At 69.8% G+C, this 17,257-nt stretch carries 17 protein-coding genes; 5 read left to right on the forward strand and 12 right to left on the reverse strand.

Features of this window, described 5'->3' with window-relative positions; genetic code table 11:
- Positions 1-58: 58 nt before the first annotated feature.
- The 3 genes from HDA40_RS22025 to mqnP are packed head-to-tail and all read left to right on the forward strand — an operon-like array spanning position 59 to position 3,261.
- The gene (locus HDA40_RS22025) at positions 59-928 is read left to right on the forward strand and encodes a hypothetical protein (protein ID WP_253758888.1); all 870 of its coding nucleotides are present in this window, start codon (positions 59-61) and stop codon (positions 926-928) included.
- Between the two features lie 27 nt (positions 929-955).
- On the forward strand, positions 956-2,416 hold the full coding sequence (locus HDA40_RS22030; protein WP_253758890.1) for a menaquinone biosynthesis decarboxylase: 1,461 nt from the start codon (positions 956-958) through the stop codon (positions 2,414-2,416).
- The gene (gene mqnP, locus HDA40_RS22035) at positions 2,413-3,261 is read left to right on the forward strand and encodes a menaquinone biosynthesis prenyltransferase MqnP (RefSeq protein WP_253758892.1); all 849 of its coding nucleotides are present in this window, start codon (positions 2,413-2,415) and stop codon (positions 3,259-3,261) included. The genes HDA40_RS22030 and mqnP overlap by 4 nt, the downstream gene beginning before the upstream one ends.
- A gap of 15 nt (positions 3,262-3,276) precedes the next feature.
- Here mqnP and HDA40_RS22040 read toward each other — a convergent pair whose 3' ends face one another.
- On the reverse strand, positions 3,277-3,903 hold the full coding sequence (locus HDA40_RS22040; RefSeq protein WP_253758893.1) for a UbiX family flavin prenyltransferase: 627 nt from the start codon (positions 3,901-3,903) through the stop codon (positions 3,277-3,279).
- Positions 3,904-3,958: 55 nt separating this feature from the next.
- On the opposite strand from HDA40_RS22040, the gene HDA40_RS22045 reads away from it, so the two are divergent.
- The gene (locus HDA40_RS22045) at positions 3,959-4,384 is read left to right on the forward strand and encodes an SRPBCC family protein (RefSeq protein ID WP_253758895.1); all 426 of its coding nucleotides are present in this window, start codon (positions 3,959-3,961) and stop codon (positions 4,382-4,384) included.
- Here HDA40_RS22045 and HDA40_RS22050 read toward each other — a convergent pair.
- Both HDA40_RS22050 and HDA40_RS22055 read right to left on the reverse strand, forming a co-directional pair.
- Complete coding sequence (locus HDA40_RS22050) at positions 4,381-5,772, reverse strand: hypothetical protein (RefSeq protein ID WP_253758897.1); 1,392 nt, start codon at positions 5,770-5,772, stop codon at positions 4,381-4,383. The genes HDA40_RS22045 and HDA40_RS22050 overlap by 4 nt on opposite strands.
- 196 nt (positions 5,773-5,968) lie before the next feature.
- The gene (locus HDA40_RS22055) at positions 5,969-6,220 is read right to left on the reverse strand and encodes a BldC family transcriptional regulator (protein WP_308197736.1); all 252 of its coding nucleotides are present in this window, start codon (positions 6,218-6,220) and stop codon (positions 5,969-5,971) included.
- A gap of 245 nt (positions 6,221-6,465) precedes the next feature.
- Here HDA40_RS22055 and cds1 point away from each other — a divergent pair, with 245 nt between their 5' ends.
- Positions 6,466-7,587: an L-cysteine desulfhydrase Cds1 gene (gene cds1 / locus HDA40_RS22060; RefSeq protein ID WP_253758899.1), complete on the forward strand. Its 1,122-nt coding sequence runs from the start codon at positions 6,466-6,468 to the stop codon at positions 7,585-7,587.
- Here cds1 and HDA40_RS22065 read toward each other — a convergent pair.
- The 9 genes from HDA40_RS22065 to HDA40_RS22105 all read right to left on the reverse strand — a co-directional run bounded on the left by HDA40_RS22065 (position 7,550) and on the right by HDA40_RS22105 (position 17,225).
- Complete coding sequence (locus HDA40_RS22065; RefSeq protein ID WP_253758901.1) at positions 7,550-8,836, reverse strand: hypothetical protein; 1,287 nt, start codon at positions 8,834-8,836, stop codon at positions 7,550-7,552. The two genes, cds1 and HDA40_RS22065, sit on opposite strands and share 38 nt — an antisense overlap.
- Before the next feature lie 116 nt (positions 8,837-8,952).
- Positions 8,953-9,921, reverse strand: a complete 969-nt coding sequence (locus tag HDA40_RS22070) for a hypothetical protein (RefSeq protein WP_253758903.1) — start codon at positions 9,919-9,921, stop codon at positions 8,953-8,955.
- Between the two features lie 115 nt (positions 9,922-10,036).
- Complete coding sequence (gene purL, locus HDA40_RS22075; RefSeq protein WP_253758905.1) at positions 10,037-12,370, reverse strand: phosphoribosylformylglycinamidine synthase subunit PurL; 2,334 nt, start codon at positions 12,368-12,370, stop codon at positions 10,037-10,039.
- On the reverse strand, positions 12,367-13,116 hold the full coding sequence (gene purQ, locus HDA40_RS22080; protein WP_253758907.1) for a phosphoribosylformylglycinamidine synthase subunit PurQ: 750 nt from the start codon (positions 13,114-13,116) through the stop codon (positions 12,367-12,369). The genes purL and purQ overlap by 4 nt, the downstream gene beginning before the upstream one ends.
- The gene (gene purS, locus HDA40_RS22085; protein ID WP_253758909.1) at positions 13,113-13,349 is read right to left on the reverse strand and encodes a phosphoribosylformylglycinamidine synthase subunit PurS; all 237 of its coding nucleotides are present in this window, start codon (positions 13,347-13,349) and stop codon (positions 13,113-13,115) included. The genes purQ and purS overlap by 4 nt, the downstream gene beginning before the upstream one ends.
- A 139-nt stretch (positions 13,350-13,488) precedes the next feature.
- Positions 13,489-14,091, reverse strand: a complete 603-nt coding sequence (locus HDA40_RS22090; RefSeq protein WP_253758911.1) for a TMEM165/GDT1 family protein — start codon at positions 14,089-14,091, stop codon at positions 13,489-13,491.
- A 10-nt stretch (positions 14,092-14,101) separates the two neighbouring features.
- Positions 14,102-15,532 carry an adenylosuccinate lyase gene (purB, locus tag HDA40_RS22095; RefSeq protein WP_308197738.1) on the reverse strand — a complete coding sequence of 477 codons (1,431 nt, stop codon included), beginning with the start codon at positions 15,530-15,532 and terminating at the stop codon, positions 14,102-14,104.
- A 41-nt stretch (positions 15,533-15,573) separates the two neighbouring features.
- Entirely contained in the window at positions 15,574-15,993 is a 420-nt protein-coding gene (locus HDA40_RS22100) for an ATP-binding protein (protein ID WP_253758920.1), read from the reverse strand.
- Positions 15,994-16,007: 14 nt separating this feature from the next.
- The gene (locus HDA40_RS22105) at positions 16,008-17,225 is read right to left on the reverse strand and encodes a sensor histidine kinase (RefSeq protein WP_372502907.1); all 1,218 of its coding nucleotides are present in this window, start codon (positions 17,223-17,225) and stop codon (positions 16,008-16,010) included.
- Between the last annotated feature and the right edge of the window lie 32 nt (positions 17,226-17,257).

The raw sequence follows: 17,257 nt of genomic DNA on the forward strand, positions 1-17,257 counted from the left end.
CGATGCTGTCAGTGTGGGTGACCGTCACCGGGGCTGTCACGGCCGAGTTGCTCGGGTTGTGACGTTGCGCTGGCTGCCTCGAATCGCCCTGGTCGCTGTCCTGATCGCCACCTCGGGCTGGGCCGCGTTCGACGACGACCCGGCGGCCCGCCTGCCGCTCTGCCGGCCGGGGCAACCGGCGCCGGACAGCCCACCGGCCGAGCCGCCCAGCCTGACGCGCGACGCCTGCCGAGCTCGGCCCACCAGCGTCCAGCACGTACGCGCGACGCCGCTGCCGGCCGGTCTCCGGAGCCCGGGTTCGTACAGCCATCTCGGGGCGACCAGCGCCGGCTCCTGGTCCGGCGTGCTGGGCCGCATCGGCGTACGCGACGCGGCGGTTCGCAAAGACACGCTGGACTTCACCGCCGCCCGGTTCATGGCTCGCCGGGACGCCGGGGACGGACATACGACCTGGCTGGAGGCGGGTTGGGCGGAGACCGGCTGGAGCGGAGGCGGCCGTCAGCGGATCTACACCTACGACACGAACCGCAACTCGTGGACGTTCTTCGAGGACTACAAGATCCACAGCGGTGACCAGATCTGGATCTACCTGGAGTCGGGACCGGACTCCGGCCAGCTCGCCAACGAGTGGCGGGCCTGGCTGTGGTGGGGCGACAAGTGGCACCTGCTCGCCTCGCAGCGCCTGCCGTTGACCTCGTCGGCGCAGGTCGAGCAGTACGTGGAGGTCTACTCCGACGCCCAGAACCCGGCGAGCTACTCGGTGCCGCCGATCGCCTTCGACAACGTGCAGGTCAAGTCGACTCCCGGTGGGCAGGCCCAGTTCTGGCGGGCCGACCGCGTGCCGTCCACCACGGGCGACGGGTCGGCGGGGTACTGCGTCGACTGGACGACACGGTTCGACACGTGGTCGGCGGGCGACTGCGGCTAGCCGTGGCGGTGGTGGCAGGATTGCGCCATGGCCGCACCGCGCTTCCCCTTCACCGACCTGCGCGAGTTCCTCGCCGCTCTGGAGAAGGCCGGGGAGTTGCACCGGGTGACCGTCCCGGTGGACCCCACCCTGGAGATCAGCGAAATCGTCACCCGCACCGTCCGGGCCAAGGGTCCAGCGCTCCTCTTCGAACGCCCGACGCGCGGTGACATGCCGGTCGCGATCAACCTCTTCGGCAGCGACCGCCGGATGGCGATGGCCCTCGGCGTCACCGACTTCGACGAGATCGGCGCCCGGATCGGCGAGCTGGCCAAACCCGAGCTGCCGCAGGGCTTCTCCGGGATCATGGACGGTCTCGGCAAGGTGATGCAGCTCAAGAGCGTACCGCCGAAGAAGGTCAAGTCGGCGCCGTGCCAAGAGGTCGTCCTCAAGGGACCGGACGTGGACCTGAACCTGCTGCCGGGCCTGGTCACCTGGCCCGACGACGGCGGGATCTTCCACAACTACGGGCTCACCCACACCAAGCACCCGGAGACCGGCAAGCGCAACCTCGGCCTTTATCGGCTGCAGCAGCACTCCCGCAACACGCTGGGCATGCATTGGCAGATCCACAAGGACTCGACCGCACACCACGCCGTCGCCGAGCGGCTCGGCCAGCGGCTGCCGGTGGCCATCGCGATCGGCTCCGACCCGATCGTCTCCTACGCCGCCACCGCCCCGCTTCCGTCCGACATCGACGAATACCTGTTCGCCGGTTTCCTCCGAGGTGAACGGGTCGAGCTGGTCGACTGCCTGACCGTGCCGTTGCAGGTTCCCGCGCAGGCACAGATCGTCCTGGAGGGCTACGTCGAGCCGGGCGAGCGCCACGCCGAAGGGCCGTTCGGCGACCACACCGGTTTCTACACCCCGGTCGAGCAGTTCCCGGTGCTGCACGTCGAAGCCATGACGATGCGCCGCGATCCGGTCTACCACTCGATCATCACGAGCAAGCCGCCGCAGGAGGACGGGCCGATCGGCCGCGCCACCGAGCGCATCTTCCTGCCGCTCATCAAGATCCTGGTACCGGACATCGTGGACTACCACATGCCGGAGCCGGGCGTCTTCCACAACTGCCTGGTCGTGGCCATCAACAAGCGCTTTCCCAAGCATGCGCAGAAGGTGATGAACGCGATCTGGGGGGCGCACCTGCTGTCGCTGACGAAGCTGATCGTGGTGGTCGACGACGACTGCGATCCCCGGGACCTCAATGAGGTGGCGTTCCGCGCCTTCGGCAACGTCGACTACGCGCACGACCTCGTCGTCACCCAAGGCCCGGTGGATCACCTCGATCACGCCTCGTACCAGCAGTTCTGGGGCGGCAAGGCCGGCGTCGACGCCACCCGCAAACTGCCGAGCGAGGGCTACCACCGCGGCTGGCCGGCCGAGGCGGTCATGTCGCCGGACGTCGTCGACAAGGTCACCAAGCGCTGGAAGGAGTACGGCCTGTGAAGGCGTTCCTGCGGCTCGTCGCGATCGAGCACTCCGTCTTCGCCCTGCCCTTCGCGTACCTGTCGGCGCTCACCGCGATGAGCCGGTTCGACCAGTTCAGCTGGTTGACCCTGGTACTCATCACGATCGCGATGGTCGGCGCGCGTACCTTCGCCATGGCGGCCAACCGGATCATCGACCGGCACATCGACGCGCGCAATCCGCGTACCGCTCAGCGCGAGCTGGTGACCGGCGCGGTGAGCGTCCGCAACGCCTGGACCGGCGCGATCGTCGCCCTGATCGTCTTCCTGGGCGCGGCCGCCGCGCTCAACCCCCTGTGCCTGGTCCTGTCGCCGCTCGCGGTGATCCCGCTCGTCCTCTACCCGTACGCCAAGCGCTTCACCGACTGGCCGCACGCCGTGCTGGCGATCGCCCAGGCGGTCGGACCGGTCGGCGGCTGGCTCGCCGTGACGGGCACCTTCGCGGGCAGCGGCCCGGCCTGGCTGCTCGGCGCGGCGGTGGGTCTTTGGATCGGCGGCTTCGACCTCATCTACGCCTGCCAGGACGCGGAGGTCGACCGGCAGATCGGCGTACGCAGTGTGCCGGCCCGCTATGGGGTGGCCGCCGCGCTCCGGATCTCCACGGTGACCCACCTGGTGACGTTCGCGCTCTTCGTGATCTTCGGCTTCTGGGTCGGCTTCGGCTGGCCCTGGTGGGTCGGGCTCGCCCTGACCGCGATCGCGTTCGCGTACCAGCACGTCATCGTGACGCCGACGGATCTGTCCAAGGTGAACCGGGCGTTCTTCACGTCGAACGGCTTCGTCGGGATCGCACTCTTCGCCTTCGCCGTCGTCGCCCTGCTCTGACCTCGCAGTACCAGGTCAGCGGGCGCCCAGCTCGCCGGTCCACCGGGTGAGCAGCGTGTGCTTGACGCCCGCGGCGTCGAGCACCTTGCCCGCGACGAAGTCGATGAGCTGCTGAGCCGTGGCGTCCGCGCCGGAACCGTAGAACCCCGGGCTGGCCGGGAGGACGACGGCCCCGGCGTCGATCAGCTCGACCAGATGCAGCAGATGCGAACGGGTCACCGGGGTCTCCCGCGGCACGATCACCACGCGGCGGCGCTCCTTGAGGTTCACCTCGGCCGCGCGTTGGAGCAGGTCCTTCGACAGGCCCAGGGCGATCCCCGCGCAGGCCGCCGTCGAGGCGGGGACGACGATCATGCCGCGGGCCGGATAGGAGCCGCTGCTCGGGCCGGCCGCGAGATCACCGGCCGGCCAGTACCGGACGTCTACATCGTCGAGCCCGACACCCAGCCAGTCACCGAGATCGGCCGCCCAGTGCGCGTCGCGAAAGGACCGGCCGGTCTCGTCGAGCAGGGTCAGCCGAGCGGCCCGGGAGACCACGAGATCCACCGGTTCCCCGGCGTCGATGAGACCGCGCAGAACGGCGGCGGCGTAGGGCGTACCCGACGCGCCGGACACCCCCACGATCCACGGTTCTCGCCGCACGATTCCAGCCTAACGACCGTTGACCTGGTTCTGCGCCCGGCCTAGCGTCAAGGTCATGTTCGTGGTGGAGACCAGCGTCGATGTCGGCCGCCCGATCGAGGAGGTCTTCGCGCTCGTCTCCGATCCCCGCAACGATATCCGCTGGTGGCGGGGCGTACGCGAGGTGAAGCTGCTCGGCGGGGACGGCGGCGTCGGCACCGAGTACGAGCAACGCGGCCGCTTGCTGGGACTGCCTTTCTACAACCGCTTCACCGTCGACGAGCACCAGCCGCCGCGCCGGATCGTGCTGCGAACCACCAAATCGCTGACCCCGTTCACCGCGGTGTACGAGTTCACGCCGTCCGGGTCGGGCGGGACGCGGTTCGCGATGCGGGCCGAGGTCGCCGGGGCGGGCCACTTCAAGTTCTTCGGGCCGCTCTTCCGGCCGCTGCTGAAGGCGGTCGCGAGGTACTACTTCGGCCAGCTGCCGAAGGTCTTCTAGATCGCGTACTCGCCGTATTTCTCGGTGTAGCGGTGGGCGTACATCCGCTCGTGGAACTTCACGAATCGCTCGATGACCGTGCTCACCCGGCGGTCGCCGAGCCGCTCGTCCAGCGTCGACAGCCCGGCGGTCAGCCGCCCGTAATGCTGCGTGTACAGATCGGTGAGATATCCCAGGCTTTCCCCGAAGGCCCTGAGCGCGCCGTCGGCGTCGACCGCCCGGCGCGCGTGCCAGAGCGCCACGTTGACCTCTTCGTTGACGATGTCCTTGTGCAGCCGGGTCAGCGCCGCCTCCGTCTGCGCCTCCTCGACCAGCAACGCGAGCGCGTCGCCGGCCATCGTCTTACGCCGCTCGACTGCGCGCCGGGTCAGCCGGTGGACCAACGCCGCCTGTTGCACGCCGGCCATCCGGAGCAGGCGCGAGCCGACGTCGTTCTGCAGGCGTACCAACAGGGCCGCGTCGAACAGGACGTCCGTCAGCAGACCGTCGGAGACCACCGCGGGCAACGCGCCGTCCACCTGCACGGCCTCCGCGAGGGCTCCGATGCCGTACGCAAGGGTCGGCGCGACCAGGATCGAGTGAGCGCCGAGCGCCGCCAGCTCCATCCGGGCCAGATTCGGGGCGCGCAGCGTCCGATCGACCGCCCGGTACCGGTTCATGAGCCCGTCGCGGACCAGTTCGCCGACCGGGCTGGCGTCCATCATGTCGGCGACGTCCCGGCAGGTCTCCAGGTCGGCCACGAGTGCGCCCCAGAGCCCGAACTCGACCTCGTCCGGCACGTTCAGCACCTCGCCCACGCCGTCTCCGGCTCCTTCGGGCACCGGCTCGCCGGACGGCGCTTCGGCCCGAGTGGCACCGCCCGACCGGTGGCGGGCGTATTCCTCGGCGATCCCCGCGTGCTTCACCGCGGCCAGGCTGAGGTCGAAGGCGGAGGCTCGGCGCGCGATGCGTTGCGGGTGCCCGCTGAGCAGCAGTACGCCGGGCGTACTGCGGCCCGAGGAGAGCACTTGGATCATGGCGCGGTTGACGGCGGTGACCAGCTCGAGCCGTTCTCGCCCGGAATCGGAGAGCGCGGGCGCACCGAGCCCCATCGCGACGTTGTCGGCGATCGTCTCGAAATACTGGTACGCGTTCATCAGCGCGAGCTTGCGCTCGACGACCGGCCAGCCGTCGGCGTCGACAAGGCCGCCGACCAGGGTCACGTTCATCGTGACGAGCTGCGTCAGACCGGTGACCTGAAGATACTCATGCCGACGCGGATTGCTCGGGGAGAAGGCCCAGAGCGTGAACTCGCGGTACGCGCTCTTCGGCAGATGCCGGCGGACCGCGTCGATGATCGCGTCGCAGGTGGCCTCTTGAAGTTGGGCGGCTCGACGGTTCGCGGGCATGGCGCGACCTTCACCACCCGTTCTCGTCTGATTGGGTTTCGTCCGCGACAGCCTACGACTCCGTAAGCCGCCACAGGGACCCGGGCCGACGAGGGTGCCCGCTCGCGGTGTCAGCCTCGATCGACTGTGCACCAAGCGACCAGGCACCCTCGCCACAGTGGACTTTCCACTATGGAAACCCTGGGCCACACCCCGATCAGTAGGACGGACGCCGTTCGTAGGTGTCCGCTGGGTGGCCGCCGGCACCCGCCGTCCCGGCGGCCTCGGCGAACTCGCCCTCGCCTTCGAGGAGGGCGCGCACCTCAGACTCCCGGAACCTGCGGTGACCACCCGGAGTCCGGATGCTGCCGATCCGCCCGGCGGCGGCCCAGCGCGTCACCGTCTTCGGGTCCACCCGGAACAATGCCGCCACCTCACCCGGTGTCAGCAGGCGATCTCCCGTGTCCAACACCCACCTCCTAGCGTCAACGGAGCCTCCATGGATCCAGCCCGATGGACTCGGCCCCGTGTGGACGTAAGTCCATTAGAGCACCGTCAGAGATAGTTATCCCTGAAACTGCGGATTCGTCAGGTTCGCCGCAATTGTCTTGTACTATTTGCGAACCTCATTCGTATATTGCCGCATGCCAGGCTAGTTCGGTGGGAGTTACGCAGGAATCGTCACCATGGTCACAAGGTGGATAGGGTGGCGAGATGGAGCAGCTAGACCGTTGTTGTGACAGCGACCGCGCGTGGGTGACAGACGCGATCGGCAAGGTCGCGGCCGACGCGAACAGGTCCGCCGACACGCATCTGCTGCCCTTCCCGCTCCCGCCGACATGGGGCGTCGACCTCTACTTGAAAGACGAATCGGTGCACCCGACGGGGTCGCTCAAACACCGGCTGGCCCGATCGCTTTTCCTCTACGCCCTCTGCAACGGCTGGATCCGCCCGGACACCACCATCGTCGAAGCCTCCTCCGGCTCGACGGCGGTGAGCGAGGCGTACTTCGCGCGGATGCTCGGTCTGCCGTTCGTCGCGGTGATGCCCGCCTCGACCAGCAAGGAGAAGATCTCGCTGATCGAGTTCCAGGGCGGCCAGTGCCACCTCGTGGACGACCCGGCGCAGGTGGTGACGGAAGCGCGCCGGCTGGCCGAGGCCCGCGACGGTCACTACATGGACCAGTTCACCTACGCCGAGCGCGCTACCGACTGGCGCGGCAACAACAACATCGCCGAGTCGATCTACCAGCAGATGGAGCGGGAAGCCCACCCCGTACCGGCCTGGGTCGTCGTCGGGGCTGGCACCGGCGGCACCTCCGCCACGATCGGCCGGTACGTCCGCTATCAGCAGCACTGCACCAAGGTCTGCGTCGTCGATCCGGAGAACTCGGCGTTCTACCCCGCCTGGAAACAGTCCGACTGGACGACCACGACCGGGCGAGGCTCCCGCATCGAAGGCATCGGCCGCCCCCGAGTCGAGCCGTCGTTCCAACCGTCGGTCGTCGACCGGATGATCGCCGTACCGGACGCCGCGTCGCTCGCGGCCATGCGGGTCGGCGCCGAGCTGCTCGGCCGTCGCGTCGGCGGTTCCACCGGGACCAACCTGTGGGGTGCGTTCGGCCTGATCGCCGGCATGATGGCGGCAGGCGAACGCGGCTCGGTCGTCACGTTGCTCTGCGACGGCGGCGAACGCTACGTCAACACCTACTACTCCGACCCATGGGTACGCGAAGCCGGCCTCGACCTGGCCCCCCATGAGGCGGCGATCCGGGAGTTCCTGCGTACCGGGGTATGGGTCAGCGCCTCTGCAGCCGCGGCTCCGCAGTCAGCTTGATCAGCGAGAATTCCGCCTCGTTCCCTACCGTGTACCGGTAGAACGGGTCGACGAGCGCGTAACTCGCCCAGGTCGACGCCTCCGACGTCGCGACGACGCTCCCCGCGATCGTCACCGTCGCCGTCCAGGCGGTCGCCACATCGGGACGGCAGTCGGGGACCGTGATGGTCTGGAACGAGCCGCTGGCTGACCTGGAGCTCGAAAGCTGGACCTCGGTGCCGCCGGTGATGTGCACCGTAGTCGTGGCGCCACAGGTGACGGTGCCGCCGAGCCGCACGATCGACATCCCGTTCTTGCCCCGCCCGAGCTGGGCCGAGGTGTACCTCACGGTCGCCGTCGCCATCGCCGGAGCAGCTGAGACGCCGATCAGAACGCGACCCTGGGCAGTGGACGTGTCGCACTGCCCGGCATAGAACGCGTCCAGCACGTCGATCGAACCGTCCGCCGCGAACGTGAGCCGGCTGACGGTGAACTCGTAGGTCTGCACCGTGTTGCAGGCCGAAGTTCTCCCGGACCAGGCGAAGGCGGAACCGTCGCCCGACTTGTAGGTGCCGACGCCGAGCGTCTTGCCGGTCGCCGGGGTGAATTTGACTCCACCGCCGTCGAGACCGTCGGTCCCGCCGGCGTAGACGCCGTCCGGTGAGACGAACGCGAACACCGAGTTCCCGATCGCGGTACGCCAGAGGCCGCTCCCGGCGGCACGCCCGGTCACGTCCAAGCTGACCGCCCCCACGGCCCGAACCTGCGCCGGAACCGGGTCGTAATTGACGACGAGGCGGCCGTAGTCGGCCAGGCCGCCCGCGGAGTAGTTCACGAAGGTCACATCGATCGCCTGGACGGTGTGGTCGGCCGCGATGTCGATCCGGTTGACCGTGAACCAACTCGGCAGGCGGGAAAGCGAGTCCCCGCCATCCGGCCCGAGGATCCCCAATCCGGGATTCACCGGAGCGGACGGGAAATAGCCGTCGTTCTGATACGTGCCCACAGTGAGGTCGCCGCCACCGTTCGGCCCGCGCAGCCAAACCGTCCACGCACCAGCGGCCGGACTGGACACGTAGATGGTCACGTTGTGCTCGGAGGCCGAGTACGCCCTGGTGTCGATCGCGACCTGAGTACCTGCCGCGGTGGTCAGGTACGCCCCGTGCCGTCCGGCCGCGGTGTTACCGGCGATCTGGAAGCTTCCCGGGGTCTCCGGCACCGCATCGGCCGGTGATGGTGACGCGGCGAGCAGGGCGCTGCCCAGGACCACACTGAGAGCGAGGCCTGCCCCTGATGTTAGGCGCGACCGGAAAATACGCATGCTTCCTCGAAAGGTCAGAGGGAATCTTGCAGCATGCTAGAGGATCGGCCCACACCCCTGGACTCCTACTTTCGGGGCAGTGCGGCGACCGCCCGGACGGTGACCGTCTTGTCCTTGGTCAGCACGTCACCGGCGTACTGGTAGTAGCTGTCGAAGACCGACCCGGACACCCAGTAACCGGCGGTCCCCGACTTGATCTGCCGCACCGAAATCGGGTTGACCGACCACAGGACGGTCTTTCCGGGGGCGCAGACGACGGTCGCGGTGAACGCCACCGGTGGGCTGGTGAGCAGGCGCCCGGTCAGGGTGACCCTAGCCGCACCGCCGCATTCCACCCGGCCCGAGACGGCCAACTTCGTGCCGGCTCTCTGGGGCAGCCCCAATTTCGTATACCGCACCGAGGTCACCGTGACGGTGGCCGTCGCCGGAGCAGGAGGGCTCGCCACGTTGATCAGGACCCGGCCTTTGGCCGACGTGCCGCAGGAACCAGCGAACGTCGCGTCGAGGCCGGTCAGCGTCGTGCCGTCGGCGGCCCAGATCAGCGACGTGATCGTGAAGGTATGCGTCTCGGACGAACACGTGCCTTTGTCCGACCAGCCCAGCGCCGACCCGTCGCCGGTGGCGAAAGTGCCGGGCTCCAGCACCCGCCCGGACGGCGCCGTGAACGTGACCTGACCCGAAGACGTCGAATCAGCCGCGGACACGGTCAGCGCTTCCGGCGTACCAGTGAAGGAGAAAGAGGCGTCGGCGCTGCGCCAGAGCCGGGACGTCGAGCCTTTGCCCCCCGCGGTCTGCCAGCCGAAGGCGTGCCCGGCACCGGCCGCCGCCTCGATGACGGTGCCCACCGGCGCGGCGGCGGCGAGGCCTTGACCCGCGCCGACCTGACCGGCCGCCGCTGTGTAGCCGGAGGCGGTCTGCGCGCCGCTCAGCCAGACGGACTCGGTCGACGAATGATCGACACCGGTCGCGACCAGCGTCACCACAAGGGCGCCCGCGAGCGCGGACGTACGCAGGATCGGGAACGGGAGTCGCACGCGGTCACGGTACGGAAATCGAGGACGCCGACGAATCGGCCAAGCAGCCAGCGTTCCCGCTAAAAGCCGATAGCAGGACACCCGGCGGGCGCCCTGCTGTCGTCGTCGATCCGGGTCAGTCCTCCTGGACCACGTTCGTGGCGATGGTCGAGCCGAACAGCTTCGGCAACGTCGCCGACCACGCCTCGCGCAGCTCGTCGAGCGGCAGCGTGAACTGGTCGGCCACCTCCAGGGCCGCACCCTCGCCGGTCACCGTGCCCAGCCGGGTCAGCGGGATCTGCCGCTCCTCGCAGAGCGCGACGAACGCCATCTCGTGGCCCGGCGGCACCGCGACGAGCGCCCGGCCGGTGGACTCGGAGAAGAGGAAGACGAACGGCTGCGAGCCGGTCGACCACTCGCCGGGCAGCTCGACCGTCGCGCCGAAGCCCTTGCGCAGGCACGACTCCGCCAGCGCCTGGGCGAGCCCGCCGTCGGAGAGATCGTGCGCGGTGCGGATCAGCCCGTTCTCGGCCGCCTGCCCGATCGCGTCGCCCAGGCGGCGCTCACCGGCCAGGTCCACCTGCGGCGGCGTACCGCCGAGGTGCTGGTGCTCGACCCAGGCCCATTCGGAACCGGACAGCTCGTTGCGCGTCTCACCCAGCACGAACAGCACGTCACCGGCGTTGCTGAAGCCCATCGGCACCCGCTGCGTCACGTCCTGATGCACCCCGAGTACGCCCACGATCGGCGTCGGGTGGATCGCGGCCGCCCCGGTCTGGTTGTAGAAGCTGACGTTGCCGCCGGTGACCGGGATGCCGAGCTCGAGGCAGCCGTCGGCGAGGCCGCGTACCGCCTCGGCGAACTGCCACATGACCGCCGGATCCTCGGGCGAGCCGAAGTTCAGGCAGTTCGTCACCGCGACCGGGTCGGCCCCGGTGACCGCCACGTTCCGGTACGCCTCCGCCAGCGCCAGCTGCGCGCCCGCGTACGGGTCGAGCCGGGCGTAACGGGAGTTGCCGTCGAGCGAGATCGCCACACCGAGACCGGTGCTCTCGTCGAGCCGGATCAGGCCGGCGTCCTCCGGCTGGGCGAGCACGGTGTTGCCGAGCACGTAGCGGTCGTACTGCTCGGTCACCCAGCTCTTGTCGCAGAGGTTCGGCGACCCGACCATCCGCAGCACGGTGGCGCGCAGGTCGTCGCCGGTGGCCGGCTTCGGCAGCGTCTCGGCCCGGTCGGCCTGCAGCAACGGCAGGTCGTTCGGCTCCTTCAGCGGCCGGGCGTAAACCGGTCCGTCGTCCACGAGGCTGCCCGGTGGGACGTCCACGACGGTCTCGCCGCGCCAGGTGATGCGCAGCCGGCCGGCGGCCTCACCCGGCTCCGGCGCGGTGACCACGCCGATCGGGGTGGCCAGGACGCCCCACAGCTGGGCGATGCCGAGGACGGCGTTGAGCTTGGCCGGCTCGACGACCAGCAGCATGCGCTCCTGCGACTCGCTGGCGAGGATCTCGTGCGGGGTCATCGACGGCTCCCGCAGCGGCACCGTCTCCAGCTGGATGTCCATGCCGGTGCCGGCCGAGGCGCTGGTCTCGGTGAGGGCACAGGTGAGGCCGGCGCCGCCGAGGTCCTGCACGCCGACGATGAGGTCGGAGTTGTACAGCTCCAGGCAGCTCTCGATGAGCAGCTTCTCCGTGAACGGGTCGCCCACCTGGACGGACGGCCGCCGCTGCTCGGAGCCCTCGTCGAAGGTGGCGCTCGCCAGCACGGAGACGCCGCCGATGCCGTCGCGGCCGGTCTTCGCGCCCATCAGGACGACGATGTTGCCGGGGCCGTCGGCCTCCTTGCGCTGGAGCCGGTCGGCCGGCAGCACACCCACGCAGAGCGCGTTGACCAGCGGGTTGCCCTGGTAGGACGGGTCGAACACGACCTCGCCGCCGATGTTCGGCAGGCCCAGGCAGTTGCCGTAGCCGCCGACGCCCGCGACGACGCCGGGCAGCACCCGGGCGGTGTCGGGGTGGTCGGCCGCACCGAACCGCAGCGGGTCCATGACCGCGAGCGGCCGGGCGCCCATCGCGAGGATGTCCCGGACGATGCCGCCGACACCGGTCGCCGCGCCCTGATAGGGCTCGACGTAGGACGGGTGGTTGTGCGACTCGACCTTGAAGGTGACGGCGAGCTTGTCGGTGATCGCGATGACGCCCGCGTTCTCCCCGATGCCCGCCAGCATCCGATCGCTGGCCGGCTTCTTCTCGACGAACTGCTTCAGGTGGATCTTGCTCGACTTGTAGGAGCAGTGCTCACTCCACATGATCGAGTACATCGCCAGCTCCGACTGCGTCGGGCGCCGCCCGAGGATCTGCCGGATCCGCTGGTACTCGTCCTGCTGGAGGCCCAGCTCGGCGTACGGCTGCTCCTCGTCCGGGGTCTGGACGGCGTGGCCGACGGTGTCGAAGTCCAACTCGACGGAGGTCACGCCTCCACCTCCTCATCGGTCTCCGGCGCGTGGCCCACGCCGGGAACGGCGGCCGGGGCGTACGCCGCGGGCACAGTCGCCGCCGCGTACGCCTTGAGCACCGAGGTGAAGAAGCCGAGTCCGTCGGTGGAGGGACCGGTCAGCAGGTCGATCGCGTGCTCAGGGTGCGGCATGATGCCGACGACGTTGCCCGCTTCGTTGCGGACGGCCGCGATGTCGCGCATCGACCCGTTCGGGTTCTCGCCGACGTAGCGGGCGACGATCTGGCCGTTGGCCTCGAGCGAGTCCAGCAGTTCCGGGGAGCCCACGTAGCAGCCCTCGCCGTTCTTGACCGGGATGACGATCTCCTGGCTCTCGGCGAAGTCCCGGGTCCAGGCGGTCTGCGTGTTCTCGATCTTGAGCCGCTGGTCGCGGTTACGGAAGTGCAGGTGCTGATTGCGGGTCAGCGCGCCGGGCAGCAGGTGCGCCTCGCACAGGATCTGGAAGCCGTTGCAGATGCCGAGCACGGGCAGACCGTCGCCGGCCGCCTTCGTGATGGCCTCCATCACCGGGGCGAACCGGGCGATCGCGCCGCAGCGCAGGTAGTCGCCGTAAGAGAAGCCACCCGGGAGCACCACGGCGTCGACGCCGTGCAGATCCGGGTCGGCGTGCCAGAGGCGGACGGCCTCGGCGCCGCCGAATCGCGCGGCGCGCGCCGCGTCCCCGTCATCGAGTGACCCGGGGAAGGTCACGACACCGATCTTCACTGCTCGACCCGGACCGTGTAGTCCTCGATCACCGGGTTCGCCAGCAGCTTGTCGGCGATCTCCTTGGCCCGGTCGAGGTCGGCCTCACCAGAGAAGTCGATCTCCACGCGCCGGCCGATGCGTACCGAGGCGACGTCGCTGACGCCTAGGCGGGGCAGCGCGTTGGCGACCGCCTGCCCCTGCGGGTCCAGAATTTCGGGCTTGAGCATGACGTCTACCACGACGCGAGCCACGGGGTTCTCCTTGACGTTGCCAGTCTCGTGCGGGCTGGGCCCAGCCTACCTGCCCGGATGCCGCGACTTGACGGCGACCCGTTCGTTAACGACGGGGTTCGACCCCGCTCCCACCTCGGCGGGTGTACTTTCCGAGGGCTCAGACGAGAGAGACGACCGTGAGTGTGGCCAAGATCGCACAGATGCTCGCGCCGACGTAACGGATGACACTCAGGCGTACGCGCTTGAGGAGCCAGCGGCCGAGCAGGACGGCGGCTCCGGCGACCGTCGCGAGGGCGACGAACGCGCCGAGCCCGACGGCGACGGCGTGCCCGCCGCGGGCCACCAGCGCGGCCGTGGCCAGCTGCGACAGGTCACCCCATTCGGCGGCGAACAACACCGCGAAGCTCGCGAGCGCCGCCCGCCAGCCCGTCCGGGGCGCGGTGATCTTCTCCGAGTACTCCGCCTCGGCCTCGGCCTCCTCGGAGTCCGCCTTCCGCGCGCCTCGGAACAGGATCACCGCTCCGATCGCGAACATCAGCGCCGCGAACAGCGTCACCGGAGTCTTGGGCAACCGCGCGAGCAGTGCTCCGGCCCCGGCCGCGACGGCGCACTGCACCGCGAAGGCGGCGCTCACGCCGAGCCAGACCGGGAGCGGGCGATAGCGCGTACTGAGGACGAGGGTCGCGACGAACGTCTTGTCCGGCAGCTCGACCGGGACGATCAAGATGAACGCGGTCAGGAAGGCGGTGATCCACTCCACAGCGGGCCGCTCAGAGGATCGCGCCGGGGGCGTACGCCGCCGCCTGCGGGTAGCGCCGCGTGATCTCCTGCACCTGGGCGGCGATCTCCGCCACCTGGGCGCTCGCCGCCCCGACGAAGGCGGCCCGGTCCTTGACGAGGTCGTCGATCTCCGCCCGGGTCAGGCCCAGCCGCGGATCGGCCGCCAGCCGGTCGAACAGGTCGTTCACCGCCTGACCCCGTTCCCGCATCGCCAGGGCGACCCCGACGGCGTGCTCCTTGATCGCCTCGTGGGCCACCTCGCGGCCGACGCCCTTGCGTACCGCCGCGACCAGGATCTTGGTGGTGGCGAGGAACGGCAGGAAGCGCTCCAGCTCGCGATCGATGACGGCCGGGTACGCCCCGAACTCGTCGAGCACGGTCAGGAAGGTCTCGAACAGCCCGTCCAGCGCGAAGTACGCGTCCGGCAGCGCCACCCGGCGGACGACCGAGCAGGAGACGTCGCCCTCGTTCCACTGGTCCCCGGCCAGCTCGCCGACCATGGACAGGTAGCCCCGGACGATCACGGCGAGCCCGTTGATCCGCTCGCTGGACCGGGTGTTCATCTTGTGTGGCATCGCCGACGAGCCGACCTGGCCGGGCTTGAAGCCCTCGGTCGCCAGCTCCTGCCCGACCATGAGCCGGATCGTGGTGGCCAGGCTGGACGGTGCGGCCGCCGCCTGCGCCAGCGCCGACAGCACGTCGAAGTCGAGCGAGCGCGGGTAGACCTGGCCGACGCTCGTCAGCACCCGTTCGAAGCCGAGGTGCCGGGCGACGGCCTGCTCCAGCTCGGCCAGTTTGACGGCGTCGCCGTCCAGCAGATCCAGCTGGTCGGCGGCGGTGCCGACCGGGCCCTTGATGCCGCGCAACGGGTAGCGGCGCAGCAGATCCTCGACCCGGTCGAACGCGATGAGCAGTTCCTGGGCCGCGCTGGCGAAGCGCTTGCCCAGCGTGGTGGCCTGCGCGGCGACGTTGTGCGACCGGCCGGTCAGGACCAGCTCGTCGTAGCGGACCGCGAGCGCGCCGAGCCGGGCCAGCGCGGCCACCATCCGATCCCGGATCAGCCGCAGGGAGTCCCGGATCTGCAGCTGCTCGACGTTCTCGGTCAGGTCACGCGAGGTCATGCCCTTGTGGATGTGCTCATGCCCGGCGAGCGCGCTGAACTCCTCGATGCGGGCCTTCACGTCGTGCCGGGTCACCCGCTCCCGCTCGGCGATCGAGGCCAGGTCCACCTGGTCGAGGACCCCCTCGTACGCCTCGACGACGCCGTCGGGCACCGGGATGCCGAGATCCCGTTGGGCGCGCAGGACGGCCAGCCAGAGGCGGCGTTCCGCCCGGATCTTCTCCTCGGCCGCCCAGATCGCCGTCATCTCGGCGGAGGCGTACCGGGAGGCCAGCACGTTGGGAATCTTCGGAGCGCTCACGCGACCATCCTACGAACCCGGGATCTCGCCCCGACCGGCGATCAGCTGAGTTCCGCCCAGACGCTCTGACCGAGTCCGTCCTTCTCGACTCCCCATCGATCGGACAGCGCCTCGACGATGGTCAGCCCGCGCCCGTCGACCTCCTCCGGACCGGCGATCCGGGGAGCGGGGAGCGCGATGGTCGACCCGCCGTCGGTGACCCGCACCTCGACGGCATTGCCCCCGCCGAACTCGCGCACGCGCCAGGCGACCCGGACGACCCCGCCGGGCAGCGGTCCGGCGTGCCGGACGGCATTGCCGACCAGCTCGGCGACGACGGCCACGACGTCGGAGAGCAGCGCCGGGGGAAGTACGCCCGCCAGCTCGGCGGCGAGCCGATGACGTGCCTGCTGAGCACCCTGCGCGTGATGCGGCACCACCACGCACCAAGCCCGTTCAGCGACGGCCATCGTCACGCTCATGCCTCCCTGGACCCTCACCGGTCCCCTCGCGGCAGTCGTACCTCTGCGACCGTACCTCCCCCGTCCCGTGGACGTAAGGACACCCAACCGTTTTGTCGTTCAATAGTCTTTCGGACGAGGTAGAGACCCAACCCGACACCCGGGCGGCGCGCGGAGCCATGATCTCCACCCTGCCAGTAGCGTTCGAAGGCCATTTCGACCTCCTCCGGGCGAACCCCGATGCCCCGATCGGAGACCCGGAAGTAGACGGTCCGGCCGTCTTGACCGGCGGTCAGCGTGATCGGCTCAGCCGAACCGGAGTACTTGTCGGCGTTCGTCACCAGTTCCGTCAGCACTGTGACGATGTCCGACCGGTTGCCCAGCGCGGCGGACAGCGTCGGCGGCAACGCGACCGAGAGCCGCCGGCGCAGGTGAGCCGGCAGGTCGGCGGCGGCCCCGCGCAGCGCCTCGGTGAGGTCGAACGCCGCCGGATGCACCTCGAAGACCCCGCCCACGCTGCTCGTCAGGAGGCGGTCGATCAACCGGGCCAGCTCGCCCGAACGCTGCCCGATGACCCGGATCGCCTCCATCCGCGAACGGGTGTCGAGGGCGTCCCAGTGATCGGTCAGCGTGTCGGCGTACCCCTTGATGACCGTGACCGGCGTCCGCAGCTCGTGGCTCGCCATCGCGACGAACAGGCCGCGCTCGGAGACCTCGCGCCCGCCCGGAGCCGCGGCCACCTCGCCGTCGCCGAGAACCGGCAGGCCGACACGGTCGGTATAGAGGTGCGCGGCGACCGAGCCCGCGAGCCGCATGATCAGCGCCTCGTCCTCGGGATCGAGATACGGCTGGCCCGCGCCGAAGACCGCCACCAGGTTGCCGACCACCCGGCCGTCGGCCTCGGCCGAGGCGACCAGCAGCCGGCGGACGCCGAACCCGGCCAGGTGCTGACGGGCGAGCGCCTGGATGTCGTCCACGTCGTACTCATGGACGCCCGGACCGGAGCGGACCGCCTTGGCGTGATCGGTCATGCCGTCGAAGCGGATCCCGACGAACGGCGCGAGCAGCCCCTGGGCCGCGATGACCCGGCCGTCCGCGACGGTGTACTCCGACGCCGCCAGGCCCTGCGCACCCAGTCCCGCCTGCACCGCCGTGATCAGCTCGCCGATCGCGGGCAACCCCGGACCACCGGAGTTGACCTTCTCCAGCATCGCGGTCAGGCCGGCGATCAGCGTTCGGGAGCGGGAGTCCACTTCGTAGATCCTGCCGCTCAGGCAGTGGGAGC

The sequence above is a fragment of the Hamadaea flava genome (assembly GCF_024172085.1).
Taxonomy (GTDB): Bacteria; Actinomycetota; Actinomycetes; order Mycobacteriales; family Micromonosporaceae; genus Hamadaea; species Hamadaea flava.